The organism is Telluria sp. Soil_C_11 (genome assembly GCF_057657395.1).
On record NZ_JBDGIN010000017.1, the window covers coordinates 32,675 to 58,161 of the forward strand.

Annotated in this window: 26 protein-coding genes; 19 read left to right on the forward strand and 7 right to left on the reverse strand. The window is 66.5% G+C overall.

All coding sequences use genetic code 11. The annotated features are described in order from the left end of the window. Positions 1–2: 2 nt before the first annotated feature. The 8 genes from paaE to paaZ all read left to right on the forward strand — a co-directional run bounded on the left by paaE (position 3) and on the right by paaZ (position 9,304). Complete coding sequence (paaE, locus tag AC3A6M_RS20915) at positions 3–1,079, forward strand: 1,2-phenylacetyl-CoA epoxidase subunit PaaE (protein WP_487854641.1); 1,077 nt, start codon at positions 3–5, stop codon at positions 1,077–1,079. Positions 1,080–1,150: 71 nt separating this feature from the next. After that, complete coding sequence (gene paaG / locus AC3A6M_RS20920; RefSeq protein WP_487854642.1) at positions 1,151–1,957, forward strand: 2-(1,2-epoxy-1,2-dihydrophenyl)acetyl-CoA isomerase PaaG; 807 nt, start codon at positions 1,151–1,153, stop codon at positions 1,955–1,957. A gap of 3 nt (positions 1,958–1,960) precedes the next feature. Next, the gene (gene paaH / locus AC3A6M_RS20925) at positions 1,961–3,541 is read left to right on the forward strand and encodes a 3-hydroxyacyl-CoA dehydrogenase PaaH (protein WP_487854643.1); all 1,581 of its coding nucleotides are present in this window, start codon (positions 1,961–1,963) and stop codon (positions 3,539–3,541) included. Continuing rightward, the gene (gene paaI / locus AC3A6M_RS20930) at positions 3,531–3,974 is read left to right on the forward strand and encodes a hydroxyphenylacetyl-CoA thioesterase PaaI (RefSeq protein WP_487854644.1); all 444 of its coding nucleotides are present in this window, start codon (positions 3,531–3,533) and stop codon (positions 3,972–3,974) included. The genes paaH and paaI overlap by 11 nt, the downstream gene beginning before the upstream one ends. Positions 3,975–3,985: 11 nt before the next feature. Further along, on the forward strand, positions 3,986–5,296 hold the full coding sequence (gene paaK / locus AC3A6M_RS20935) for a phenylacetate--CoA ligase PaaK (RefSeq protein WP_487854645.1): 1,311 nt from the start codon (positions 3,986–3,988) through the stop codon (positions 5,294–5,296). Between the two features lie 17 nt (positions 5,297–5,313). Continuing rightward, positions 5,314–6,519 (forward strand): 3-oxoadipyl-CoA thiolase, encoded by a 1,206-nt coding sequence (gene pcaF / locus AC3A6M_RS20940; RefSeq protein ID WP_487854646.1) that lies wholly within the window; start codon positions 5,314–5,316, stop codon positions 6,517–6,519. A 1-nt stretch (position 6,520) separates the two neighbouring features. Next, positions 6,521–7,111 (forward strand): phenylacetic acid degradation protein PaaY, encoded by a 591-nt coding sequence (gene paaY, locus AC3A6M_RS20945; RefSeq protein ID WP_487854647.1) that lies wholly within the window; start codon positions 6,521–6,523, stop codon positions 7,109–7,111. Positions 7,112–7,255: 144 nt separating this feature from the next. Further along, on the forward strand, positions 7,256–9,304 hold the full coding sequence (gene paaZ, locus AC3A6M_RS20950) for a phenylacetic acid degradation bifunctional protein PaaZ (protein ID WP_487854648.1): 2,049 nt from the start codon (positions 7,256–7,258) through the stop codon (positions 9,302–9,304). A 99-nt stretch (positions 9,305–9,403) separates the two neighbouring features. Here the strand turns inward: paaZ and AC3A6M_RS20955 are convergent, their stop codons facing one another. Further along, positions 9,404–11,455: a UvrD-helicase domain-containing protein gene (locus AC3A6M_RS20955; protein ID WP_487854649.1), complete on the reverse strand. Its 2,052-nt coding sequence runs from the start codon at positions 11,453–11,455 to the stop codon at positions 9,404–9,406. Between the two features lie 69 nt (positions 11,456–11,524). On the opposite strand from AC3A6M_RS20955, the gene AC3A6M_RS20960 reads away from it, so the two are divergent. Next, on the forward strand, positions 11,525–12,127 hold the full coding sequence (locus tag AC3A6M_RS20960; RefSeq protein WP_487854650.1) for a cupin domain-containing protein: 603 nt from the start codon (positions 11,525–11,527) through the stop codon (positions 12,125–12,127). On the opposite strand, the gene AC3A6M_RS20965 is transcribed toward AC3A6M_RS20960, so the two are convergent. The 5 genes from AC3A6M_RS20965 to argH form a co-directional block, all read right to left on the reverse strand. Next, the gene (locus tag AC3A6M_RS20965) at positions 12,105–12,320 is read right to left on the reverse strand and encodes a helix-turn-helix transcriptional regulator (RefSeq protein ID WP_487854651.1); all 216 of its coding nucleotides are present in this window, start codon (positions 12,318–12,320) and stop codon (positions 12,105–12,107) included. The two genes, AC3A6M_RS20960 and AC3A6M_RS20965, sit on opposite strands and share 23 nt — an antisense overlap. An 8-nt stretch (positions 12,321–12,328) precedes the next feature. Continuing rightward, positions 12,329–12,763: a hypothetical protein gene (locus tag AC3A6M_RS20970; RefSeq protein WP_487854652.1), complete on the reverse strand. Its 435-nt coding sequence runs from the start codon at positions 12,761–12,763 to the stop codon at positions 12,329–12,331. Positions 12,764–12,818: 55 nt separating this feature from the next. Next, on the reverse strand, positions 12,819–13,490 hold the full coding sequence (locus AC3A6M_RS20975; RefSeq protein WP_487854653.1) for an HAD-IA family hydrolase: 672 nt from the start codon (positions 13,488–13,490) through the stop codon (positions 12,819–12,821). A 26-nt stretch (positions 13,491–13,516) separates the two neighbouring features. Further along, entirely contained in the window at positions 13,517–13,759 is a 243-nt protein-coding gene (locus AC3A6M_RS20980) for a hypothetical protein (RefSeq protein ID WP_487854654.1), read from the reverse strand. Positions 13,760–13,829: 70 nt separating this feature from the next. Further along, on the reverse strand, positions 13,830–15,227 hold the full coding sequence (gene argH, locus AC3A6M_RS20985) for an argininosuccinate lyase (RefSeq protein ID WP_487854655.1): 1,398 nt from the start codon (positions 15,225–15,227) through the stop codon (positions 13,830–13,832). 128 nt (positions 15,228–15,355) lie between these two features. On the opposite strand from argH, the gene AC3A6M_RS20990 reads away from it, so the two are divergent. The 3 genes from AC3A6M_RS20990 to AC3A6M_RS21000 all read left to right on the forward strand — a co-directional run bounded on the left by AC3A6M_RS20990 (position 15,356) and on the right by AC3A6M_RS21000 (position 17,857). Then, on the forward strand, positions 15,356–16,000 hold the full coding sequence (locus AC3A6M_RS20990; protein WP_487854656.1) for a hypothetical protein: 645 nt from the start codon (positions 15,356–15,358) through the stop codon (positions 15,998–16,000). 95 nt (positions 16,001–16,095) lie between these two features. Continuing rightward, entirely contained in the window at positions 16,096–16,539 is a 444-nt protein-coding gene (locus tag AC3A6M_RS20995) for a GNAT family N-acetyltransferase (protein WP_487854657.1), read from the forward strand. 76 nt (positions 16,540–16,615) lie between these two features. Further along, the gene (locus AC3A6M_RS21000) at positions 16,616–17,857 is read left to right on the forward strand and encodes a cyanophycinase (protein WP_487854658.1); all 1,242 of its coding nucleotides are present in this window, start codon (positions 16,616–16,618) and stop codon (positions 17,855–17,857) included. A 40-nt stretch (positions 17,858–17,897) separates the two neighbouring features. Here AC3A6M_RS21000 and AC3A6M_RS21005 read toward each other — a convergent pair whose 3' ends face one another. Next, complete coding sequence (locus tag AC3A6M_RS21005) at positions 17,898–18,623, reverse strand: hypothetical protein (protein ID WP_487854659.1); 726 nt, start codon at positions 18,621–18,623, stop codon at positions 17,898–17,900. 140 nt (positions 18,624–18,763) lie between these two features. On the opposite strand from AC3A6M_RS21005, the gene AC3A6M_RS21010 reads away from it, so the two are divergent. The 7 genes from AC3A6M_RS21010 (at position 18,764) to AC3A6M_RS21040 (ending at position 25,354) form a co-directional block, all read left to right on the forward strand. After that, positions 18,764–20,176, forward strand: coding sequence for an IgA Peptidase M64 (locus tag AC3A6M_RS21010; RefSeq protein WP_487854660.1), 1,413 nt, complete (start codon positions 18,764–18,766; stop codon positions 20,174–20,176). A 98-nt stretch (positions 20,177–20,274) separates the two neighbouring features. Beyond that, complete coding sequence (locus AC3A6M_RS21015; protein ID WP_487854661.1) at positions 20,275–20,868, forward strand: hypothetical protein; 594 nt, start codon at positions 20,275–20,277, stop codon at positions 20,866–20,868. A 155-nt stretch (positions 20,869–21,023) separates the two neighbouring features. Next, positions 21,024–21,635: a hypothetical protein gene (locus tag AC3A6M_RS21020; RefSeq protein ID WP_487854662.1), complete on the forward strand. Its 612-nt coding sequence runs from the start codon at positions 21,024–21,026 to the stop codon at positions 21,633–21,635. 601 nt (positions 21,636–22,236) lie between these two features. Further along, positions 22,237–23,175 carry a hypothetical protein gene (locus tag AC3A6M_RS21025; protein ID WP_487854663.1) on the forward strand — a complete coding sequence of 313 codons (939 nt, stop codon included), beginning with the start codon at positions 22,237–22,239 and terminating at the stop codon, positions 23,173–23,175. 96 nt (positions 23,176–23,271) lie between these two features. After that, entirely contained in the window at positions 23,272–23,793 is a 522-nt protein-coding gene (locus tag AC3A6M_RS21030) for a nuclear transport factor 2 family protein (RefSeq protein ID WP_487854664.1), read from the forward strand. A gap of 4 nt (positions 23,794–23,797) precedes the next feature. Further along, the gene (locus AC3A6M_RS21035; RefSeq protein ID WP_487854665.1) at positions 23,798–24,580 is read left to right on the forward strand and encodes a hypothetical protein; all 783 of its coding nucleotides are present in this window, start codon (positions 23,798–23,800) and stop codon (positions 24,578–24,580) included. A gap of 12 nt (positions 24,581–24,592) precedes the next feature. Further along, positions 24,593–25,354 (forward strand): DsbC family protein, encoded by a 762-nt coding sequence (locus AC3A6M_RS21040; protein ID WP_487854666.1) that lies wholly within the window; start codon positions 24,593–24,595, stop codon positions 25,352–25,354. Positions 25,355–25,487 lie beyond the last annotated feature (133 nt).

Below are 25,487 nucleotides of genomic sequence, written 5' to 3' on the forward strand. Positions count from 1 at the left end.
CGATGAGCAAATTCCATCCACTGACTGTCGCCAAGGTGAAGCATGAAACGCGCGACGCGATCGCCGTCACCTTCGACGTGCCGCCGAACCTGCGCGATGCCTTCACATACCAGCAGGGACAGCACCTGACCCTGCGCGCCATGATCGACGGCGAGGACGTGCGCCGTTCCTATTCGATCTGCTCCGCCGTGCAGGACGATTGCCTGCGCGTCGCCATCAAGCGTGTGAACGGCGGCCTGTTCTCGACCTGGGCCAACGAATGCATCCGTCCCGGCGTCACCATCGACGTGATGCCGCCGGAGGGCCGCTTCAACCTGCCGCTCGAGCCGGAAAGCAGCCGCCACTACCTGGCGTTCGCGGCCGGCAGCGGCATCACGCCGATCCTGTCGATCGTCAAGACCACCCTGATGGCCGAGCCGAACAGCCGCTTCACCCTGCTGTACGGGAACCGCGCGTCCTCGTCGGTGATCTTCCGCGACGAGCTGACCGACCTGAAGGACCAGTACCTGGAGCGCCTGAACCTGGTCTACATCATGAGCCGGGAACCGCAGGACATCGAGCTGTTCCACGGCCGCATCACCGAGGACAAGTGCCGCCAGCTGTTCCAGCACTGGCTGCGCGTCGAGAACATCGACTACGCCTTCATCTGCGGCCCCGAAGACATGATGCACGGCGTCTCGAACGCCCTGCAGGAAGCAGGGATGCCGAAGGAGCGCATCCGCATCGAACTGTTCGCGGCCGGCGCGACGAAGCCTGATCGCAAGCCGCGCCCGGTATCGGCGGAACCGCGCCACCAGACCGGCGTCACCGTGATCATGGACGGCGTCCACGCCAGCTTCACGATGGACAAGGACAAGGAATCGCTGCTCGACGCCGGCCTGCGCGCTGGGCTGGACATGCGCTACTCCTGCAAGGGCGGGGTGTGCTCGACCTGCCGCTGCAAGGTGCTGGAAGGGCAGGTCGAGATGGACGTCAACTACGCGCTCGAAGACTACGAAGTGGCGCGCGGGTTCGTGTTGAGCTGCCAGAGTTTTCCGGTGACGGACCGGGTTGTCGTTGATTTTGACGTGCATGAGTAAGCGCCACTAACGCTAGCACGTCGTTCCCGCCTTCGCGGGAACGACGGGATAACAATAAGGAGGAGACACCCATGACCTACGAATCCATCCAATTCACCATCCAGAACGGCATCGCCGTCCTCACCCTCAACCGCCCGGACCGCCTGAACAGCTTCACCCAGGCCATGCACGGCGAAGTGCGCCACGCCCTGGACGCGCTGCAGGCCGACAAGTCGGTGCGCGTGCTGGTGCTGACCGGCGCCGGGCGCGGTTTCTGCGCCGGCCAGGACCTGAACGACCGCGCGGTCGCGCCGGGCGCCGCTGCGGCGGACCGGCCGGGCGTCGATCTGGGCGAATCGGTCGAAAAATACTATGCCCCGCTGGTCACGACCCTGCGCACCCTGCCGATGCCCGTGATCTGCGCGGTGAATGGCGTGGCGGCCGGCGCCGGCGCCAACCTGGCGCTGGCCTGCGACATCGTGCTGGCCGCGAAGTCCGCCAGTTTCATCGAAGCCTTCTGCAAGCTGGGCCTGATTCCGGACACCGGCGGCACCTGGGTGCTGCCGCGCCTGGTCGGCCCGGCGCGCGCCATGGGCCTGGCCCTGCTGGGCGACAAGCTGCCGGCCGAGAAGGCCGAGCAATGGGGCCTGATCTGGCGCTGCGTGCCGGACGAAGCCCTGATGATGGAAGCGATGGCGATGGCCGAGCATTTCGCGGCCGCGCCGACCAAGGGCCTGGCGTTCACGAAAAAAGCCATGCTGGCCAGCTGGACCAACACCTTGCAGGAACAACTGCAGCTGGAAGCCGGCATGATGCGCGAACTGGGCTACAGCCACGACTACCGCGAGGGCGTGGCCGCCTTCATCGAAAAGCGCCAGCCGCACTTCAACGGAGAGTAAGGAATGGCACAGGCATTGGAAAAGGGCAGCGTCGTCGCCGTGGTCGGCAGCGGCGCCATGGGTTCCGGGATTGCCCAGGTGGCGGCCGCCGCGGGGCACCGGGTGCTGGTGTACGACACGCGGCCGGAAGCAGTGGCAAAGGCGATCGCCGGCATCGGCAAGGCCTGGGAAAAACTGGTCGAGAAAGGGCGGATGGGCGGCGCCGAAGCCGACCTCGCGCGCGAACGCCTGCAGCCGGCCGCATCGATGGCGGAGCTGAAGGACGCGGCGCTGGTCGTCGAAGCCATCGTCGAAGACCTGGACGTCAAGCGCGCCCTGTTCGCCGAACTGGAAGCCATCGTCGGCCCGGACTGCATCCTCGCCACCAACACCTCGTCGATCTCGGTGACGGCCATCGCCGCCCAGCTGGAGCGCCCGGAGCGCCTGGCCGGCATGCACTTCTTTAACCCGGTGCCGCTGATGGCGCTGGTCGAAGTGGTCAGCGGCGTCGCCACCGACAAGGCGGTGGCCGACACCGTCCACGCCACCGCCGAAGCCTGGGGCAAGAACCCGGTGCACGCGAAGTCCACGCCGGGCTTCATCGTCAACCGCGTGGCGCGTCCCTACTATGCCGAGGCGCTGCGCCTGCTGCAGGAACAGGCGGCCGATGCGGCCACGCTGGACGCCGTGATGCGCGAAGCGGGCGGTTTCCGCATGGGTCCCTTCGAGCTGATGGACCTGATCGGCCACGACGTCAACTTCTCGGTCACGCAATCGGTGTTCAAGGCCTATTTCAACGATCCGCGCTTCACGCCTTCGGTGCTGCAGCAGGAGCTGGTGAACGCCGGCTTCCTCGGCCGTAAATCCGGGCGCGGCTTCTACCGCTACGGCGAGGGTGTCGCCATGCCGACGGCGCAGGCCGAGCCCGCGGTGGAGCGTCCGACCACCGTGCGCATCACCCACAAGCGCGACGTCGTCGACCCGGTATTCGATCCACTGAAGTCCATCGTCACCGAACGCCTGGGGGCGGCCGGCGTCGCGCTCAGCCATCCGGCGCTGTTCGACGGCACCGATACCAGCGAAGAGCCGGCTTTCCACGTGCATGGCGCCGCCATCTACCTGAGCGACGGCCGCAGCGCGACCCAGCGCGCGGCCGACGACGGCCATGCGAACACGGTCCTGTTCGACCTGGTGCTCGACCCGGCGAAAGCCACCCGCATCGCGCTGGCCAGGGCCGACCAGTGCAGCGACGAAGCCTGGCGCGGCGCGGTCGGCATGTTCCAGGCCGCCGGCTTCACGGTCACGCGCCTGGACGACGTGCCCGGCATGGCCGTGATGCGCACCGTCGCCATGCTGGCCAACGAGGCGGCCGACGCCGTCAACCAGGGCGTGTGCAGCGCGCGCGCCGTTGACATCGCGATGCAGAAGGGCGTGAACTACCCGCGCGGGCCGCTGGCCTGGGCCGACGCGGTCGGCCTGCGCCACATCGTCGCCGTGCTGCATCACCTGGCCCAGACCTATGGCGAAGACCGCTACCGCGTCTCGCCGCTGCTGCGGCGCAAGCTGGCGGCCAACCCGGAAGGAGCACGATTCCATGCAGTTTGATGCGCAGCAGCTGGCCGAGCTGGCCGGCAGGACCATGTACGAACGCGATCCGGCCAGCCAGCAGCTGGGCATGACCCTGGACGAGATCCGCCCCGGCTACGCGCGCATGAGCATGCGCGTGCGCGACGACATGCTGAACGGCCACGGCACCTGCCACGGCGGCTACATCTTCATGCTGGCCGACAGCGCCTTCGCCTTCGCCTGCAACTCGCACAACTTCAACACGGTCGGCGCCGGCTGCAGCATCGATTACCTGTCGCCGGGGCGCGAAGGCGAGCTGCTGACGGCCGAAGCGCAGGAGCAGGCGCTGTCCGGCAAGACCGGCGTCTACGACATCGTGGTCACGAACGAGGAAGGGCGCAAGGTGGCGCTGTTCCGCGGCAAATCCCACCGTGTGAACGGCATGGTGGCGGAAGTGGGCAACACCCAGTAAAGGAGAAGGTGATGGTGCAACGCATTCCTCAACCGGGCGACCTCGAACCGATCGAGCGCGCCAGCCGCGACGAGCTGCAGGCCGTGCAGCTCGAGCGCCTGAAGCGGACGCTCAGGCACGCCTACGAGAACGTGGCGCACTACCGCCGTGCCTTCGACGAGAAAGGCGTGCACCCGGACGACCTGGAGACCTTGGCCGACCTGGCGAAATTCCCCTTCACCGACAAGAAGACCCTGCGCGACAACTATCCGTTCGGCCTGTTCGCGGTGCCGCGCGAGCAGGTGGTGCGCGTGCACGCCTCCTCCGGCACCACCGGCAAGCCGACCGTGGTCGGCTACACCAGGCGCGACATCGACACCTGGGCCGACCTGGTGGCGCGCTCGATCCGCGCGGCCGGCGGACGCGCCGGCGACATGGTCCATGTCGCCTACGGCTACGGCCTGTTCACCGGCGGCCTGGGCGCCCACTACGGCGCCGAGCGCCTGGGCTGCACCGTGGTGCCGATGTCGGGCGGGCAGACCGAAAAGCAGGTCCAGCTGATCCAGGACTTCCAGCCCTCGATCATCATGGTCACGCCGTCGTACATGCTGAACATCGTCGAGGAATTCAAGCGCCAGGGGATCGATCCGGCCACCTCCTCGCTGAAGGTCGGCATCTTCGGCGCCGAGCCCTGGACCGACGCGATGCGCCGCGAGATCGAAGAGAGCGCCGGCATCGACGCGGTCGACATCTACGGCCTGTCCGAAGTGATGGGGCCGGGCGTGGCCAGCGAATGCATCGAGAGCAAGGACGGCCCGGTGATCTGGGAAGACCACTTCTACCCCGAGATCATCGACCCGGACACCGGCGAGGTGCTGCCGGACGGCGCCGAGGGCGAGCTGGTGTTCACGTCGCTCAGCAAGGAAGCCCTGCCGATCGTCCGCTACCGCACGCGCGACCTGACCCGTTTGCTGCCGCCGACCTCGCGTTCGATGCGCCGCATGGGCCGCATCACGGGCCGCTCGGACGACATGCTGATCATCCGCGGCGTGAACGTCTTCCCCAGCCAGGTCGAGGAACAGGTGCTGCAGATGCCGGCGCTGGCGCCGCACTACCAGCTGGTGGTGACGAAGGACGGCCACCTCGACAAGCTGGAAGTGCGCTGCGAGCTGCGGGAAGGGGATTGCCCGCCCGAGCGCGTGCAGGCCCTGGCCCAGGAACTGAAGCACCGCATCAAGACCCATATCGGCGTGACCACCAGCGTGAACCTGCTGCCTGCGCAAGGCATCGAGCGTTCGCTGACGGGCAAGGCCCGGCGCGTGGTCGACCAGCGTAACAAATAAACCCAGGAGATATTTCAATGACTGACGCATTCATCGTCGACGCCATCCGCACCCCCTTCGGCCGCTTCGGCGGCGCATTGGCGAACGTGCGCGCCGACGACCTGGCCGCGCTGCCGATCGCGGCGCTGATCGAGCGCAACCCGGGCGTGGACTGGGCCCGGGTCGACGACGTCTATTACGGCTGCGCCAACCAGGCCGGCGAGGACAACCGCAACGTGGCGCGCATGGCGGCCCTGCTGGCGGGCCTGCCGCCGAGCGTCCCGGGCAGCACCATCAACCGCCTGTGCGGCTCCAGCCTGGACGCGGTCGGCCTGGCCGCGCGCGCGATCCGCACCGGCGAAGCGCAGCTCGTCATCGCCGGCGGCGTCGAGAGCATGACCCGCGCGCCCTTCGTGATGGGCAAGGCCGACAGTGCCTTCTCGCGCACGGCGAAGATCGAAGACACCACCATCGGCTGGCGCTTCGTGAACCCGAAGATGAAGGCGGAATATGGCATCGACTCGATGCCGGAGACGGCCGAGAACGTGGCGCGCGAATTCGGCATCAGCCGCGCCGACCAGGATGCCTTCGCGCTGCGCAGCCAGCAGCGCTGGGCCGCCGCCAACGCGGCCGGGGTGTTCAAGGAAGAGATCGTGCCGGTCACGCTGCATGGGAAGAAAGGGGAGTCGCGCGTGTTCGACACCGACGAGCATCCGCGCCCGGACGTCAGCCTGGAAGCGCTGGCCAGACTGAAGGGCGTGGTGACGCCGGACGGCTCGGTCACCGCGGGTAACGCCTCCGGCGTGAACGACGGCGCCTGCGCGCTGCTGCTGGCCTCGAGCGCCGCGCTCGACCAGTACCAGCTGACTCCGCGCGCGCGCGTGGTGGGCATGACGACCGTCGGCCTGGAACCGCGCATCATGGGCTTCGGCCCGGCGCCGGCCACCAGGAAGCTGCTGCAGATGACCGGTTTGACGATCGAGCAGATGGACGTGATCGAACTGAACGAAGCCTTCGCCGCACAGGGCCTGGCGGTGCTGCGCGACCTCGGCCTGCGTGACGACGACCCGCGCGTGAATCCGAACGGCGGCGCGATCGCCCTCGGCCATCCGCTCGGCGCGTCCGGCGCGCGCCTGGTCACGGCGGCCGTGAACCAGCTGCACCGCACGGGCGGCCGCTATGCGCTGTGCACGATGTGCATCGGCGTGGGCCAGGGCATCGCCCTGATCGTCGAGCGGGTCTGAGATGCCAGTCTACGAAATCGACGGCATCCGCCCGGTGGTGCATCCGACCGCCTACGTGCACCCGACCGCGGTGCTGATCGGCGACGTGATCGTCGGCCCGCGCTGTTACGTCGGCCCGCTGGCCTCGCTGCGCGGCGACTTCGGCCGCCTGATCCTGGAAGAGGGCGCGAACGTGCAGGACACTTGCGTGATGCACGGCTTCCCGGAAGACGACACGGTGGTCGAGGTGGACGGCCACATCGGCCACGGCGCCGTGCTGCACGGCTGCCGGGTCGGGCGCAATGCCATGGTCGGCATGAATGCGGTGGTGATGGACAAGGCCGTGGTGGGCGCGGAATCGATCGTCGGCGCTGCGGCTTTCGTGAAGGCCGGCATGGCGATCCCGCCGCGCAGCCTGGTGCTGGGCGCGCCCGCGCGCGTGATGCGCGAGGTCACGGACGAGGAGCTCGCGTGGAAGAGTTATGGGACGCGGCAGTACCACGACCTGGCGCTGCGGTCGATGAAGTCCCTGCGTGAGGTGGAGGCCTTTACGGAGGTCGAGCCGGGGCGGGGGCGGATGGTGTTCGATGAGCCGCACAGGCCGAAAAAATAGCCGCTTGAATGCATAAGAACTTGGATTCCCGCCTTCGCGGGAACGACGAGTTAGCGTCGTCCCCGCGCAGGCGGGGACCCAAGGAAAGCATCAGAATTCGAAAACACCGACGTTAGACAAAACTGACCGAAGGAGACAGAACAAATGACCCCATCAACCCTGCAAAGCTACATCGCCGGCCGCTGGCAAGGCCAGCAGGCCCACCAGGCCCTGCACAGCGCCCTGGACAACCAGCTGATCTACCACACCCACGCTGAAAAAATCGACTTCGACGAAGCGCTCACCTACGCCCGCAAGCAAGGCGTGCGCGAGCTGATGGCGCTGGATTTCCAGAAGCGCGCCCAGCGCCTGAAGGCCCTGGCGCTGTACCTCATGGAGCGCAAGGAAGAGCTGTACGAGATCTCGCACCTGACCGGCGCCACCCGGCCGGACAGCTGGGTCGACGTGGAAGGCGGCATCGGCACCCTGTTCGCCTATGCCAGCATGGGCTCGCGCGAGCTGCCGTCCTCGAACGTACTGCATGAAGGCCCGGCCATGGCGCTGGGCAAGCGCGGCGGCTTTGCCGGCACCCACATCCTGGTGCCGCGCGGTGGCGTGGCGGTGCACATCAACGCCTTCAACTTCCCGATCTGGGGCATGCTGGAAAAATTCGCGCCCAGCTTCCTTGCCGCCATGCCCTGCATCGTCAAGCCGGCCACCGCCACCAGCTATCTCACGCATGCGACTGTGAAGATGATGATGGAATCCGGCCTGGTGCCGGAGGGCAGCCTGCAGCTCGTCATCGGCAGCACCGGTGACCTGCTGGACCGCCTGGGCGGCTTCGACGCCGTCACCTTCACCGGTTCGGCGGATACGGCCGCCAGGCTGCGCGCCAACGCCAACCTGATCCGCGAAGCCGTGCCCTTCACGGCGGAAGCCGACTCGCTCAACTGCGCGATCCTGGCGCCGGACGTCACGCCCGATGACGAAGAGTTCGACCTGTTCGTGAAGGAAGTCGCACGCGAGATGACCGGCAAGGCCGGCCAGAAGTGCACGGCGATCCGCCGCATTATCGTGCCCGAGCAGCATGTCGACGCGGTCGGCGAGCGCCTGCGCGCGCGCCTGGCGAAGATCGTGGTCGGCAACCCGAAGGTCGAGGGCGTGCGCATGGGCGCGCTGGCCTCGATGGACCAGCACCGCGACGTCTCGGAAAGAGTCGAGATGCTCGCGCGCGGCAACGAAGTCCTGTTCAGCGCCCGCGACGGCTTCAAGCCGGTGGGTGAAGGCTGCGGCAATGGCGCCTTCTTCTCGCCGACCCTGATCCTGTGCCGCAACGGCATGAGCAACGACGCCGTCCACGACGTCGAGGCCTTCGGCCCGGTCAGCACCATGATGACCTACCGCGACATCGACGAAGCCCTGCACCTTGCCGCGCGCGGCAAGGGCAGCCTGGTGACGACCCTGGTGACGAAGGACCCGGCCATCGCCGCGCACGCGGTGCCGGTGGCGGCGGCTTCGCACGGCCGTGTCCACATCCTCGACCGCGTCGCCAGCGTGGACTCGACCGGCCATGGCTCGCCGCTGCCGCAGCTGAAGCACGGCGGCCCGGGCCGCGCCGGCGGCGGCGAAGAGCTGGGCGGCATCCGCGCGGTGAAGCACTTCCTGCAGCGCGCCGCGGTGCAGGGCTCGCCGACCATGCTGACGGCGGTGACCGGCGAGTACGTGCGCGGCGCCGAAGTGAAGGAAAGCGAGGTCCACCCGTTCCGCCGCTGGTTCGAAGACCTGGAGATCGGCCACTCGCTGCTGACCCACCGCCGCACCGTGAGCGAGGCGGACATCGTCAACTTCGGCGGCGTGTCCGGCGACTACTTCTACATGCACTTCGACGAGATCGCGGCGAAGGACACCCAGTTCGGCAAGCGCATCGCCCACGGCTACTTCGTGCTGTCGGCGGCGGCCGGCCTGTTCGTGTCGCCGGCGCCGGGTCCGGTGCTGGCCAACTACGGCCTGGACAACCTGCGCTTCGTGGCGCCGGTGGCGATCGGCGACACGATCCGCGCGCGCCTCACCTGCAAGCGCAAGGTCGACCGCAACCGTACCGACGAACAGGGACGCGGCCAGGGCGTGGTGGCGTGGGACGTGCAGGTCACCAACCAGCATGACGAGCTGGTGGCCAGCTATGACATTTTGACGCTGGTGCAGAAGCGCGGCTGACCCCTGTCGTCCCCGCGCAGGCGGGGACCCAAGTTGCACGCGTTCCAGTTGCGCCAGTAGAACTTGGATCCCCGCCTGCGCGGGGACGACGTGCATCTGCTAACGCTGCAAGTACGCCAACCGTTTTCCCGCCGACCCCTCATCCGGCTCGAACAGCACCAGCTCCTTCATCACCCGCGTCAGCCCCACATACAGGTGCCGCACCTCGTTGGTCGCATCCCGGCTGCGCATGAATTCGTCCTGCGCCAGGAAGGGCATCAGCACATATGGCCATTCGCGCCCCTTGGCGGCCTGGATGGTCGTGACCCGCACCAGGCTGCGCCGGGTGCCGATGCTGTTGGCATTCTTCGACCTGCGCACCAGCGCGACATCGTTCTCCATCCGGACCAGCGTGGCCAGGAATTCCGCGGCCGGCACCTGGCCGTGGCTTGCGGCAAAGCGCAGGAAGGCGTCGATCGAGCGGCGCGCCGAGGCGACCCGGTCGCGGCTGACGAAGGCGCGGCTGGTGGCGTCGTGCAGGTCGACTTCGTCGCGCAACATGGCCAGCAGTTCGAAGGCAGTCGCGGAGCCGGCCAGAGAGGCCATGCGGGCGATCACGGGCCGGACCAGGTTCTTCGACTGGCGCGCCTGCGGGCTGTCGAACTCCGTCTCGCGCAGCAGGGCGCCGTCGAAGAAGCTCTTCAGCACTTCCGGCGTGCGCTTCACCTCGTCCTGCGCATAGCCCAGCACCGACCTGCGTTCGGCCCACTCCAGCTTCCAGTGCTTCGGATCGCGCGTCAGGTAGAAGTAGCGCGACAGCGCCAGCACCATCTGCACGCAGGTGTCGGCATGGCCGCGCAGGGAGGAGTAATCGTTGCTGACGTAGTGCAGGATCCCGCGCAGCAGCAGGATCTCCGGCAGCAGCAGGAAGGTCTCGAAGCCGTCGCACTTGTACGGGATCTTCGCTTCCATCAGCGCGGTCTCGATCTCGATGCTCTGGTCGACGTCGCGCAGCACGACGGCGAAATCGCGGTTGGTCGGCTTGGGCCGGCCCTTCTGCAGGGCGGTGCGGATGGTGTCGGCCACCAGCTGCGCGCAGGCGCCCGGCTGCGACGGGTCGTAGGCCACGCGGCGCACGATGGTGTCGCGGTCCGGGCGGCCTTCGCAGCCGTTGTGGGTCAGGCCGTCGGCAAGCTGCGCGGGGGCCTGGCCGAAGCGGTAGGACATCCCCAGCGGGAAGCGCTTGCCGTCCGCGCGGTAGGCGTCCGCGAAGCGCTGGCCGGAGAAGACCGGGTCGGCGCCGCGGTCGCGGTTGATGGTCTGGTCCTTGTCGCCGGCCACCACCAGGCGCGCGCCGCGCCGCAGCCGCGCCAGCAGTTCGAATTCGGCGGCGTTCACGTCATGCCATTCGTCGACCAGGTACAGCGACCAGCGGCGCAGTTCCTGGGCCAGGGTCGGCTGGCGCTGCAGCAGGTAGACCAGGTCGGCGACCGCGTCGTTCGGGCCCTGCCAGCGGAATTCTTCCGGATAGGGATGGCGCTGCGCTTCGTACTCGCGGATGATGTCGGCCACCGGATCGGGCTGGCCGGCCAGGTCGGCATCAAAGCTTTCGTCGTAGTCGGCATCGTCATCGTCGTTCGCGTCGTCGTCGTGCGACTCGCTATCCTTCGGCGCGAACTCGCCGGTCTCGAGCGCGGCCTTCAACTGGGCCAGGCGGCGCGCGATGTCGTCCAGGTGCTGGTTGTTTTCGTCGAGGCCGAAATTGAAGTCGCTGCGGATGCCCTGTTCCTGGTAGCGTTGCCAGACGCGGTCGGCGGCGGCGACCAGTTCGCCGCGGATGCCTTCCACGTCCTGGTGGACGACCGGCCGGCTGATGCGGCCCCGTTCCGCCAGGTCCTCGATCAGCTGGCGCGCGAAGTCTTCCACCGTCATCACGAAGACGCCGCTGTCGTCCCCCGCTTCTTCGTTCAGCTTTTCATGGAAGCGCAGGCGCGCGCCGCGCGAGAAGCACAGGGCCAGGATGGCGCGTCCGGACAGCCCGTCGGCGCAGGCCTGGCGCGCTTCCATCGCCAGCGTGGTGGTCTTGCCGGCGCCGGCCACGGCATCGATCAGCTTGACCTTGTTGGGAGACTGCAGGATGGCGGCTTGCTGGCTGTTCGGTTGCGTGGACATGCGTGGTGCTTTCGGCTTTTTGGCTACTATACACTGTCGTTTGTCCAAAACCTTCAACAAGGAGCGCCCATGAGGCTAGACCTGAGCAGTATCCCCGTACTGACCGGCACCGGTTATCCCGAACCCTTCGCCGAAGCCGTCAACGGGCGCAGCCGGCAGGCGCTGGGGGACGCCGGCGGCATCACCCAGTTCGGCGTCAACCTGGTGGAACTCCAGCCTGGCGCCGCCTCGTCGCAGCGCCACTGGCATTCGCACGAGGACGAGTTCGTGATGGTCGTGTCCGGCGAAGTGACGCTCATCACCGACGAAGGCGAGACCCTGATGCGCGCCGGCGACTGCGCCGCCTTCCCGGCCGGGCGGCCGAACGGCCATCACCTGGTGAACCGCGGCTGGGGCACGGCGCTGTTCCTGGCGGTCGGTTCGCGCTTCGAGGAAGACAAGGCGAGCTACCCCGACATCGACCTGCTGTACGACGGCAGCACCGACAGCTATACCCACCGCGACGGCACGCCGTATCCGAAACGGGCGGCGCAGGCCCATGCGGGCGCGCATGGCGACGGCGCCGAACCGGTGCCGCCGGTGCCGGTCGAGACCGAGACGCTGGAGCCGCGCGTCTACCGCGCCGACCACGGCGAGCAGGATGGCGTCGTCAGTCCGGACGAACCTCGATAGCGAACAGCTCCTCCACCGTCACTCCCAGTACCTTCGCCAGCTTGAGCGCGAGGATGGTGGAGGGCACCATGTGCCCGGCCTCGATCGCGTTCACGGACTTGCGGGTGACGCCGGCGCGCTCGGCCAGCTCGGCCTGCGTGAGGTCGAGGCGGGCGCGCTGGATCTTCATCGTGGTGCTCAGGTGCTCGCTCATCGCTTCCTTCAGCGGTCGTACCAGAGCAGGCTGGCCAGCACGGTCGCCGCGCCAAGGGTGACGGTACCCGCCGCCATCAGCGCGACGCCTTGTCCGGCGCCGCTCCAGCCCAGGCCCAGGGCCAGCGCCGGCTGCAGTACCAGCACCGCAAAGAACCCGTTGCGCCAGGCGCGCGACAGGCTGGCCTGGCGCAGTTCGTCCCTGCGCACGGCCTCCAGCGCGCGGGCGTCCATCCGCCGCTGCATGCGGTGCAGGGCCGCCACCGCGATGACGAGGATCGGCGGCAGCGCTTTCCACAAGGCGCCGCCGGCCTGCGCCGCGGCGCCCTGGCCAAGGCTCAGCAGGGCCGCCATGCCCAACAGGAGCAGCAGCCCCAGCACCGCCAGCAACTGACGGTGCGCAGCGCGTGCGGCGGTGTCGATCGAATTCGCTTGCTCGGCCATTTCCTGCTCCTGATGAGTTATGGAAATGGCAGTGTAACCTTGAATTCTCAAAAAGTCACCGATAAGTTACACGCAGCCCATCCTGCGACGGTACGGCGAGCAAGTCTTCGTAGTCGAGCACGGCGGTGACATCGGTCTCCAGCGGATGGGCGTGGGTCGTGGTCACGACGATGCTGGCCATGCCGGCCGCCGCGGCGGACGCCAGCCCGGCCAGCGTATCCTCGAACACCAGGCAGTCGGCGGGCGCCACGCCCAGCCTGCGCGCGCCCAGCAGGAAGGGATCGGGGGCCGGCTTGCCGCGTTCGACGTCTTCGGCGGCCACCAGCACCTCCGGGATCGGCAGGCCGGCGGCGGCGATGCGCGCTTCGGCCAGCAGGCGCGGCGCCGAGGTGACGATGGCCCAGCGCCCGCGCGGCAGGCCGGCCAGGAAACCGGCGCAGCCCTTGATGGCTTCGATGCCGGCCACGTCCTCGATCTCGGCGCGCGTGATGAAGGCGGCTTCGCGCACCGGATCGACGCCCGGCAGCTCGAGCGCGCGGATGGTTTCCTCGGTGCGCTTGCCATGGATGGTCGGCAGGAAGGCTTCGACGTCGAGCCCGTGGCCCTTGGCCCACCGGCCCCAGACCCGCTCGGCGGCCTTGATCGAGGTGAGGATGGTGCCGTCCATGTCGAACAGGAAGGCGGCGAAGGCGCGCTGGGGCAGATCGGTTCGGGGAGTCTGGGTCACTGGTGGTGTTCCTGTGGATGGCGCGGCTAGTAGAGCCGGCCGGAGTTCACTTTGCGCTCGTAGCGGTCGTGCACGTGCTGGCTGATGAAGGTGGACAGGCCGCGTCCGGCCTTCGCCAGCGCCTGCATTTTGGCGATGTTGGCGGCGCCGGCGCTGTCCTCGGTGTAGAGGTAGCGCTCGCCGTTCCTGAGCTGGACGATGATCTGGCCGGCGTCGATGTCGTAGGCGACCACGCCCGATTCGCCGCCCAGGTTTTCATAGCGATGCATGTCATTCTCCGTGACGACTACTCACGGAGAATTTTACGTAGCGTGGGCACACCGTGCCCACGCGTTACGCTTAGTCAGCCAATTGCCCGCGCACGCGCGCGATGGCCTTGCGCACCTGGTCCGGCGCGGTGCCGCCGACGTGGTCGCGCGCGGCCACCGACCCTTCCAGCGTCAGTACGGCAAACACGTCCTGCTCGATCAGCGGCGAAAACTCTTTCAGGCGATCCAGCGCCATCTCGGACAGGTCGCAGCCGGCGTCGTCGCAGGCGCGCACGGCATGCGCGACGGCTTCGTGGGCGTCGCGGAAGGGCAGGCCCTTCTTGACCAGGTAGTCGGCCAGGTCGGTCGCGGTGGCATAGCCCTGCAGGGCGGCGGCGCGCATGTTCTCGGCCTTCACGGTGATGCCCGAGGCCATGTCGGTGAAGATGCGCAGGGTATCGAGCACCGTATCGACGGTGTCGAACAGCGGTTCCTTGTCTTCCTGGTTGTCCTTGTTGTAGGCCAGCGGCTGGCCCTTCATCAGGGTCAGCAGGCCCATCAGGTGGCCGTAGACGCGGCCGGTCTTGCCGCGCGCCAGTTCCGGCACGTCCGGGTTCTTCTTCTGCGGCATGATCGACGAGCCGGTGCAGAAGCGGTCGGCGATGTCGATGAAGCCGACGCGCGGGCTCATCCAGGTCACCAGCTCTTCCGACATGCGCGAGATGTGCATCATCAATACCGATGCGGCTGCCGTGAACTCGATCGCGAAATCGCGATCAGACACAGCATCGAGCGAGTTGTGGCACACGTCCTCGAAGCCCAGGGTTTGCGCCACGCGTAGGCGGTCGATCGGGAAGGTGGTGCCCGCCAGGGCGGCGGCACCCAGCGGCAGGCGGTTCACGCGGCGGCGCGTGTCCTGCATGCGCTCGGCATCGCGGCCGAACATCTCGACATAGGCCAGCAGGTGGTGGCCGAAGGTCACCGGCTGCGCCACCTGCAGGTGGGTAAAGCCTGGCATGATGGTGTCGGCGTGACGTTCGGCCAGGTCGGTCAGGGCGCCGCGCAGGCCCTTCAGCAGGGCGAGGATGTCGTCGATGGCGGCGCGCATGTACAGGCGGATGTCGGTGGCTACCTGGTCGTTGCGCGAGCGTCCGGTATGCAGGCGTTTGCCGGCGTCGCCGACCAGTTCGGTCAGGCGCTTTTCGATGTTCAGGTGCACGTCCTCCAGGTCGAGCAGCCACTCGAACTGGCCGGCTTCGATCTCGCTGCGGATCTGGGCCATGCCGCGCTCGATGTCGGCGCGGTCCTGGGCGCTGATGATGCCTTGGGCGGCCAGCATCTCGGCGTGGGCCAGCGAGCCCTGGATGTCGAACAGGGCCAGGCGCTTGTCGAAGAATACCGAGGCGGTATAGCGCTTGACGAGGTCGGAGACGGGTTCGGAGAAGCGGGCCGACCAGGCTTCCGCTTTTTTGGACAGTTGTGCGGTCATGATGGAGGAGGGGTGTGGGAGTTCCTTGGATCCCTGATTATAAACTGTGCACCGCAAGCCTTCTCCAAAGATGACTTTAGGAAAGAAATGCGGGATGATGTGCCTGTTAATTTGATAAGGAGACAGGCATGAAGCGTTCGACATTGGTGCTGGTGGCGATAGCGGTGGCCATCGGCGGCATTTACAGCGCCAGGGCGCAGACGACGCCCAGCCCGGCAGCCCCTGCGGCGCCGGCAGCGGTGGCGGCACCGGCAGCTCCTGCCGTACCCGCCGCACCTGCCGCACCCGCCGCCGCCGCACCGGCATCCAGCTACCAGGCCCGCCCCGCCGACGTCCAGAGTGTCGACGGCATCGTCGCCGCGCTGTACGACGTGATTTCCGGCCCGGCCGGCAAGCCGCGCGACTGGGACCGCATGCGTTCGCTGTTCGCGCCGGAAGGGCGCCTGATGGCGGTCGGCGCGCGTCCCGACGGCAGCTTCGTCCTGCGCGGCATGGGCGTCGAGGACTACATCGGCCGCAATACCAAGGCGTTCGCCACGATGGGCTTTTTCGAGCGCGAAGCGGCGCGCACGACCGAGGCCTTCGGGCAGATCGTGCACGTGTTCAGCACCTACGAATCGCGCCATGCGGCCGGCGATGCCAAGCCTTTCCAGCGCGGCATCAACAGCATCCAGCTCTACAACGACGGCAAGCGCTGGTGGATCGTGAACGTGCTGTGGCGTGCCGAGGATGAGCGCCTGCCTCTGCCGGAACGCTACCTGGGCAGTCACTGAGGGAGCGGGCGGCGCACGATTGGCGCAATCGGCCCTGGCGCCGCGAACGGCGCTAGAATTGGTTTTTTTACCAGATCTGACGAGCTGCGCCGCCCATGATTCCGACCACCAACGACTCCAGTTTCCAGGTCAGCACCGATCGCACGCGCCTGGACGTCCCGATGATTTATCGCTACCTCAGCGAAAACTCTACCTGGGCCGTCGGCATCTCGCGCCCCGTGGTCGAGAGCGCGATCGAAAACTCGCTGTGCTTCGGCGGCTACCTCGATGGCCGCCAGGTCGCCTTCGCGCGCGTGGTCACCGACTACGCCACGTTCGCCCATCTGTGCGACGTCTTCGTGATTCCCGAATACCGCGGGCGCGGCTATGCCAAGCAGCTGCTCCGCATCGTCATGGGCCATCCGAGCCTGCAGGGATTGCGCCGTTTCACGCTGAATACCACCGACTCGCACAGCCTGTACGCCAAGTTCGGATTCACGGCGCCGCAGCGTCCCGAGACCATCATGGAGCGTTACTCCCCGAACATTTATCTGACCTGACTCGGCTCAACACGGCGCCGGTCCTCTGCAATCAGGCTTACGATTGTTCCATCGGTCAAGATTGTAAGAGGAGCCCATGTTGCGGATTGCACTGCGAGTCGTCCTTGTCTTGCTGGCGCTCGCCAGCGCCCAGTTCGCCTCGGCTGAGGAGGCGAACACCACTGCTCCCAATGCCCCGCCCAAGGGATCGCTGGTCATCATCGGCGGCAACCTGCGCCCCGGTAACGCGCCGGTCTGGGAACGCGTGTTGCAACTGGCCGGCGGCAAGGATGCGCGCATCGCCGTCTTCGCCTCCGCATCGGGCTATCCCGAAAAATCCGGCAAGAGCCTGGTCGACCGCCTCAACAGCTATGGCGCGAAGGCCTTCTTCGTGCCGGTGGCCGTGAAGCTGGTCGGCAGCGATTACCATGCCGCCGCCGACGACCCCAAGCTGGCCGAGCTGGTGCGCTCCGCCGGCGGCGCCTTCTTCGCCGGCGGCGACCAGAGCCGCATCACGAGCGCGCTGCGCCACGAGGACGGCAGCAACACCCGCGTGCTCGATGCCTTGTGGGACATGTACCGGCGCGGCGGCGTGATCGCCGGCACCAGCGCCGGCGCCGCCATCATGAGCAGCACCATGTTCGGCCGCCCGCGCACGGTGCTGGCCACGCTCAAGCTGGGCGTCGAGGACGGCAAGGAAATCACCGACGGCCTGGGTTTCATCGGCGACGACGTCTTCGTCGACCAGCACCTGCTGGTGCGCGGCCGCTTCGCGCGCATGCTGCCGGCGATGCTGGCCAAGGGCTACAAGCTGGGCCTGGGCGTCGACGAGGACACCGCCATGGTGGTCCTGCCCAACCGCGACGTCGAGGTAATCGGCTACAAGGGCGCGCTGGTGCTCGACCTGGCCGACGCCAGTGCGCGCGAGGGCGCCTTCAACGTCAGCAATGTGCGGGTCAGCTACCTCGACAACGGCGACCGCTTCAACATCGCCACCCGTGAATTCACGCCGTCGGAGCAAAAAGCCGACGGCAAGCTCGATCCCTCGCGCCCGTATTACCGCGAACCCCTGTTCACGGCAGACATCCTCGGCAATACCACGGTGGTCGACCTGATGAGCAAGCTGATCGACAGCGACCAGCCGGAAGCCATCGGCATCACGCTCGGCAGCCCGAACGGCGTGCAGCCCGACCTCGGCTTCGAATTCCGCTTTACCCGCACCTCCGACAGCGTCGGCTACGAATCGGCCTCGCTCGACTCCTACTCGATCTACAACGTGCGCCTCGATATCCGGCCGATCCTGATCCGGCGGCCGATTTACCAGTACAAGCAGCCTTGAGGCGCTTCAGCGGCATGCAAAGGATGGGCCGGGCGATCCGTCAGCAACTCGCGCCGGAGTGGGGCTGGCCTGTCCGGAGATCGAAGCCCATGAAACACCTGTAGCCGTTACTGGGCCGAAACGAACACCACACATCGCCCTTCCTTCTCAAGCGCTCGCCTTTTTCGGTCGTGCAGCTCACACCCTTGGCATCGGGGTAAAGAGAATCAAAAATCGCCTTTGCGGGATCGCCCTTGACGACAATAGCAATCTTGCGATCCCTCTTCGTCGGGGCAGCGCGTTCACCCGGTTCACCCGAATAAATCAGATAGTCGGCGTCGAGAGGTCGATAGTTTTCCGACCAATCGGCCCTCTCGTTGCCCGCATAGGCGACGGTCAGGATACAGATGCCGGCCATGGATAGCAGTTTCTTCATCAAAGCTCCACGTGAAAGTGATTCGTAGTCGGAGTCATGCCACGTAACCGGAACCTGGAGGCCGTCCTTGCGAATCGCACGGATGTCTACCTGGCGACCGTCCATATGGGATGCGTGTTCGTTTTCGATACCTCCGGCCTTGCTGATATTTCCGATGCCGAATTTGCGGGTATCGATCGCTGCCCATTCCCGCTCGACCCAGAGGAGCACCGTCATCATTGAAGGATGGGCGTATTGAAATGCGCCTTTGCCGGGCGTTCCGTAGACGTAATAACCTGACTCTTCAGGAGCTTGGGGAAGCATGAAGAAGTTTCGAGAATCTTTTGGCTGAAGCTGCGATCGCTGCTGCATGGCGTCTCCGGGTGACGAGTGAAGGAGCCATCGTCCTGCCACTTTTCCCGAATGCTTTTATCTAGCGTCAAACGATGCAAAGCCGCAAATCAAGACCACAAAAGTATTACAATCCCGGCAATCCATTTTCAAGGACGTCCATGTTCTCGATCCCGATTCGTCTGCTGGCTGTTGGGCTCTCGCTCGCCGCCGGCGCCGCCCAGGCCCAGCAACCCGCCACGGTCCGCCTCGACTACATCCACTCCGGCAACGCCCTCGCCGAGCAATACGCCATCGAGCGCGTGCTGATCGAGCCGCTGCCCTGGCCGGGCGATATGTCGCAGCCTTTCGACAACACGAACCGCGGCAACAATCGCCTGGAAGTGGCGGATGCGAAGACCGGCGACCTGCTGTACTCGCGCGATTTTTCGACCGTGTTCGGCGAGTGGAAGAGCACCGAAGAGGCGAACAGGCTCAGCCGCGGGTTCCACGAGTCGGTGCGTTTTCCGAAGCCGGACCGGAAGGTAGCCGTGCGCATCCTGAAGCGCGACGAGCGCAACGCGTTCTCGGTGGCGTGGAGCGTCGAGGTCGACACCAACGCCCAGGACGTCGTCCGCAGCCAGCCGCCGGCGCCGGCCAGGCCGATCCCGATCAAGGTCAGCGGGCCGTCGCCGCGCAAGGTCGACCTGCTGATCCTGGGCGACGGCTACACCCAGCAGGACATGAAGAAATTCGAACAGGATGCGCGCCGTTTGTCGGCCCACCTGTTCGAAGTGTCGCCGTTCAAGGAGCGGGCCGATGATTTCAATGTCTGGGCGATGGCGGTGCCGACCCAGGAGTCGGGCATCAGCCGGCCCTCGACCGGCGTGTACCACGCATCAACGCTGGGGACGCGCTACGATATTTTCGGCAGCGAGCGTTACGTGCTGACCCTCGACAACCGTGCGCTGCGCGACATCGCCCAGTACGCGCCCTACGAGTTCATCGAGATCCTGGTCAACAACGACACCTATGGCGGCGGCGGGATCTTCGGGCAGTTCAGTACGGCGGCGGCCAGCAACGATTGGGCCAATTACCTGTTCGTGCACGAGTTCGGCCACCATTTCGCCGGCCTCGCCGACGAGTACTACACCTCGCCGGTCGCTTACCAGTCGAGCGGCGCGCGCATGGAGCCGTGGGAGCCGAACGTGACCGCGCTGCGCGATCCCGCCAGGCTGAAATGGAAGCAGCATGTGCATGCGGGCACGCCGCTGCCGACCCCGTGGCCGAAGGCGGAATACGAGGAATACTCGCGCGCCTACCAGAAGCGGCGCGCGGCGCTGCGGGCGGCGAACCGTCCGGAGTCGGAGATGAGCGCGCTGTTCAGGGAAGACCTGGCGCATTCGAATGCGCTGTTTTCGAAGGCGCAGTACCGCAACGCGATCGGCGCCTTCGAGGGCGCCAATTACGAGGCCAGCGGCTACTACCGGCCGGCGATGCAGTGCATCATGTTCGACCGCAGCGGGCAGTTCTGCCCCGTGTGCCAGGACGGTATCAGCGAGATCATCGACCTGTACGCGCGCCCGGCGAAATAAGTGTTCAGGCGGCATCGTGCCATAGGGTGCGGTGCCGAACAGATGGCGGGGACGCCTCCTCCTATTCTCGCTGCATACCTATAGCAACGGGAATCATCATGAACAAACTCCTCGCCCCCCTCATTGCCGGCCTGCTGGCAGTCTCCGCCCAGGCCCAGACGCAAACCCCGACGCAAGCCCAGGCCAAACCCCAGCCGCGCGAACAGGCCGGCAGCAGCGCCGGCACGGCCCCGATCGGGCAGGCGGTGTCGGGCCATAACTCGACCGCCGCCGGCGTGTCGGGCACCGGCCTGCACACCGACGGCAGCGCGACAACCGGCAGCGCGCATGGCGCCACCGGCGAGCAGGCTGCCGGCGTCAACAGCGCGGGCCAGGTCACCGGCAAGAGCACGGCCGTGGTCGGCGTTGCGCCGGAGAAGGCCGACAGCGTGAATGCCCAGGCCACCAACACCACGGCGCCGAACAGCACGGCGGCGGATGCGAAGGCTACCGGCGGCCGTGGCAAGGCCGGCACCAAGGCCGAGCGCAAGATCCGTGAAGCCAACCGGACCAGGGTGAAGACGCCGCCCGGTGCGCGAATGAAGACCGAGCATTCGGCCGAGGAAGGCCGCGAGAAATACGCCAGGGCGAAGGAAAAGTCGGACCGCAAGGCAGCGAACCGCGCAGCCGGCGGCGATACCGAGAACCGCTGAAAAATTCTGTCACAACTTTCACAAGCCATCCTCGGGCTAGGTGCGCTGGCGAACAGAGTCAATACAGCCTGAGGCCTATTCTGGTAGCTCGAATTAATAAAAAGCTATCGGCGCTGCCCGCAGCGCCTCACCATATATGGAATAGGAGATTTACCATGAATAAACTGCTCGCTACCCTGATCGCCGGCCTGTTCGCCACCTCGGTGTATGCCCAGACCCAGGCCCAGAGCACCAGCTCGACCGGTGCCCCGGCCACCACCGCCACCAGCCAGACCCCGGCCGCCAGCCGCGGCATGACCCAGGCTCCCGGCACCACCGTCGTCGGCACCACCCAGTCCAGCGGCACCTCGGGCATGACCGGCGCCACCGCCGCCTCGACCGGCAACGCCGATGCCGACAAGGACATCGCCAAGGCCAACGAGAAGGAAGCCAAGGAAGTCGCGAAGCAGGACGAGAAGATCTCGAAGGCCAGCAACAAGGCCAGCGAGAAGAAGTCCAAGGCCCAGGCAAAAGCCGACAAGAAAATCGCTGACGCCAACGAAAAAGTGACGAAGGCCGATCCGGAAGACAAGGCCAAGGCATCCGCCAAGGCCGAGAAGAAGATCGCCGACGCCCAGTACGACGCCAACAAGACCATGATCAAGGCCGACGAGAAGGCCCAGAAGAAGATCGTGGACGCCAACGCCGACAAGGCCAAGGCACATGCCAAGGCCGCCGAGAAGAAGGCCGAAGCGATGGCTGAAGCGCACAAGGACGCTGCGAAGTAATTCCCTCCCAATCCCTGCCTGGACGCAAGTCCAGACGGCGTGACTTCAGCGCCGTCGCACCCGCGGCGGCGCTTTTCCGTTTACCGCCATTTCACAATTGTCTGTATGTCAGGCGAACTGACTTTTGCTCGCTCATGGGCGAAATTACGGCGTTTTATTGATATATGACATTGATATTTATCAAATCAGGTTGATGTCGTTGTTTTTTATAACATTACAAAACCGTAATGTTGTACATATTGCGAGCTCATCAGTTGTCTCGTAGACTGGATTTTTAACATTTCAGTCGCCGGTCCAACAGGAGGAGTCGTATGGTGTTGCGTTCCCCAGCTTGGCATTACCGCAGGTCCCTTCTTCTGTCCCGTTCGCGCGCGCACGTTCCGCTGCCGCCGCGCTAGTTCCTCGTCATTTACCGATTCGCATCCGCCTTGGTTCATGCAGGCGGATTTGCAAGGCATTCGAGCGCCAGGCTGACGCACGCCTGTACTTCCGCCTGGTGCTTGGATAGACCGTGATGGCCGGGCCAACAGCCCTGGCCGGAAGGTCGGAGACCGTCCCAACAGGGGCGCCATTATTTCAATAAGAAAGAAACGGAGAAAAAATGCAATTCAGCCGCAAACTCAGCCTGCTCGCAGCAGGCCTGGCATGTGCTTTCGCTGCCCATGCCCAGACCGTCAAGGAAACGCCGAATTCCCAGTTCAAGCCGACCGGCAAGGGCTGGGGCGAACTGGACAACGTCGCCACCAAAGCCTCGGGTGGCCAGGCGGGCGGCGCGCAGCGCAGCGCCGGCATTACCAACCTGAGCTATCACGGCGGCCCGGTGATGGTGGCGCCGACCAATATGTACTACATCTGGTACGGCTCGCAGTGGGATGCCGCATCGCAGAACGTGCTGACCAACCTGGGCCAGCATATCGGCGGTTCGCCCTACTTCAACATCAACACGACCTACTACAACGGTTCGAACGTGCACGTGCAGAACAGCGTGACGCTGGCCGGCACCACCACCAACAGCGGCACCTACGGCACCCAGCTGAGCGATGCGAACATCGCTTCGATCGTGTCGGATGCGATCACCTCGGGCAAGCTGCCGTCCGACCCGAACGGCGTCTACGTCGTGCTGACCGACCACTCGACCACCGCGACCTCGGGCTTCTGCACCCAGTACTGCGGCTGGCATGACCACACCTCGGTGGGCGGCACGGACATCAAGTACGCCTTCGTCGGCAATGCCGAAACCCAGTGCGCCTCGGCCTGCGGCGCGACCAGCCCGAGCCCGAACAACACGCCGGGCGCGGACGGCGCCGCCAGCGTGCTGGCCCACGAGCTGGAGGAAGCCGTCACCGATCCGAACCTGAACGCCTGGTACTCGAACTATGACGGCAAGGAAAACGCCGACAAGTGCGCATGGAACTTCGGCACCACCTCGACGGCTTCGAACGGCGCCAAGTACAACCAGACCTTCGGCACCATGAAGTACCTGATCCAGCAGAACTGGCTGATCGCCAGCACCCAGAAGTGCGTCCAGCACTATCCGTGAACGGGACGGTCGGACGCTAGTCCGGCGGTATCCTGACCATGTGGCGCCCGCCGCGGCATTGGCGGGCGCCACCTTTTCCAATTCCTGTCGAGACCTATGAAACGATTCCTGATTCTCCTCGGCCTGCTGGCCACGATCGGCGGCGCCTGCGCGGCCGGCCAGGTCGCGCCGAACGGGCGCGGCGGCGCGGTGACGCCGACACGCAATGTCCTCACCTTCAGCAAGCTCGAAAACGCCTGGCTCGAAGCGGTGCAGCGGCGCGACGCCGAAGCGCTCGGCCGCCTGCTGGCGGACGACTTCGAGATCCGCAGCGCGGCCGCCCCGGGCGTGCCGACCGCGCGCGCCGAAGCGATCCGCGAATCGCTGCGCGTGCCCGTGTCGAGGTCGTCGATCGACCAGATGGCCGTGCACGAGTACGGCGACCTGATGGTGGTCAGCTTCCTGTGGACGCTCACGGACGGGGCGGCGCCGCATTCCTTCTTCGTGGTCGATACCTGGAAGCGCTCCGGCGACGAGTGGAAGGCCGCGGTGCGTTACGCCGCGCCGGTCGGCGAGGGCGCGCCGATGGTGCCGGGCGCGGTGGCGCCCAGCGCCCAGTCGCTGCGCAAGAAGATCTGAGGCCATGGCCTTCGTACTGGAAAGCAAGCTCGGATTCGGCATGGTCTGCGCGGGCGCCGTCGCGATCGGGGTGACGGCGGCGCTGTGGCTGCACGGCGCCGCCGTGCCTGCGCCTGCGCCGGCGCCGGCGGCGGCCGCCACGTCCGCCTGGGATGGCGCGATCGGTCCGGGACGCCTTGCCGGACCGGCATCCGGCGCCAGCGACGGCGCCTTCGGCATGGCGCCGGGCGAGCCGTCGCTGACGGATGCCGGCGGACGCCTCGCCATCGGCCAGCCGCTGCGCCAGCTGTTCGATTCCTACCTCCTGAAGGCCGGCGGCAGCGGGCGCGATGCCCGCGCCGCCGAGCTGCGCGCCGTCCTGCGCCGGCGCCTTGCGCAGCCGGCGCTGGCGCAGGCGGAGGGGCTGGTCGGCGACTACCTGCGCTACCTGGACGCCGAACGGGCGCTGCGCGTGCAAATGCGGTTGGCGCCGCTCGGCGAGGGCGCGCTGGACGCCGCCCAGGTCGGCCGGCTGGAAGACTGGCAGCGGCAGCGCGCGCAGCTGCGCGAAAAGGTGCTGGGCACGGCGGTGGCGCATGCCTGGTTCGAAGCCGAGGATGCCGCGTGCGGCAGCGCGCTGGCGGACTGGCGCACGATGCGCGCACCCGCCGGCTCGGAGGAAGTCGATTCGAACGAACTGCAGGCGCGGCGCCGGCATGGCGACATGCTGGCGCAGCGGCGCGAAGACAACGCACGGTCCTGTGCCGCGCAGCTCATCGACGGGCTGGCCGCCGGCGCCGGAACATGAGGGACGGATGGAATGAAGACGATGAAAACGAGAGTGACGATTACGGCGATGGCGGCGGCGATGACGATTGCCGCAGCGGCGGCGGCCCAGCCGCATGCCGAAACGCCGGACGAGGCGCGGGTCCACAAGCTGGTGGAGCCGCGCATGGGCAACAACGTGAAGGTGGATGCGGTCGAGAAGACGCCGTACGGCGGCCTGTACGAGGTCCGGTCCGGCGGGGATATCTTTTATACCGACGCAGGCGCGCGTTACATGTTCGTCGGCAAGGTGGTCGACCTGGGGACGCTGCAGGATCTCACGCGCGCGCGCACCGACGAGCTGGCGGCGATCCGCTTTGCCGACCTGCCGCTGGAGATGGCGATCAAGACCGTGAAGGGCAAGGGCGAGCGGGTGATGGCGGTGTTCGAGGATCCGAACTGCCCTTACTGCCGCAAGCTGCACGAGACCCTGCGCGGCGTCGACAACGTGACCGTCTACACCTTCCTGTTGAATATCCTGTCGGAGGATTCGGCGGCCAAGTCGAAGAACATCTGGTGCGCGGCCGACCGCACGCAAGCGTGGCAGCAGTGGATGCTGGACACGAAGGCGCCGCCGGCTGCGCCGGCCGGCTGCATCGCGCCCGGCGAGCAGGTGCTGGCGCTGGGCCGCAAGCTGCACGTGCAGGGCACGCCCACGATCTATTTTGCCGATGGGTCGCGCAGCGGCAGCGGCTTCGATGCGGCGACGCTGGAAGCGCGCTTGCGCAAGGCGGGGCCGTATCTTACTAAACCGTAATGGTGCATTTATTGCGAGCGCAGCGCTTGTCTCGTAGACTGGTTTTCAACAGTCCTGCCTGATCCGGCAGCACTGCTTGTCGCCAGCACCCAACGCTGCATTCATCACGATCCGTAAGCAGAAGGCGTCGGGC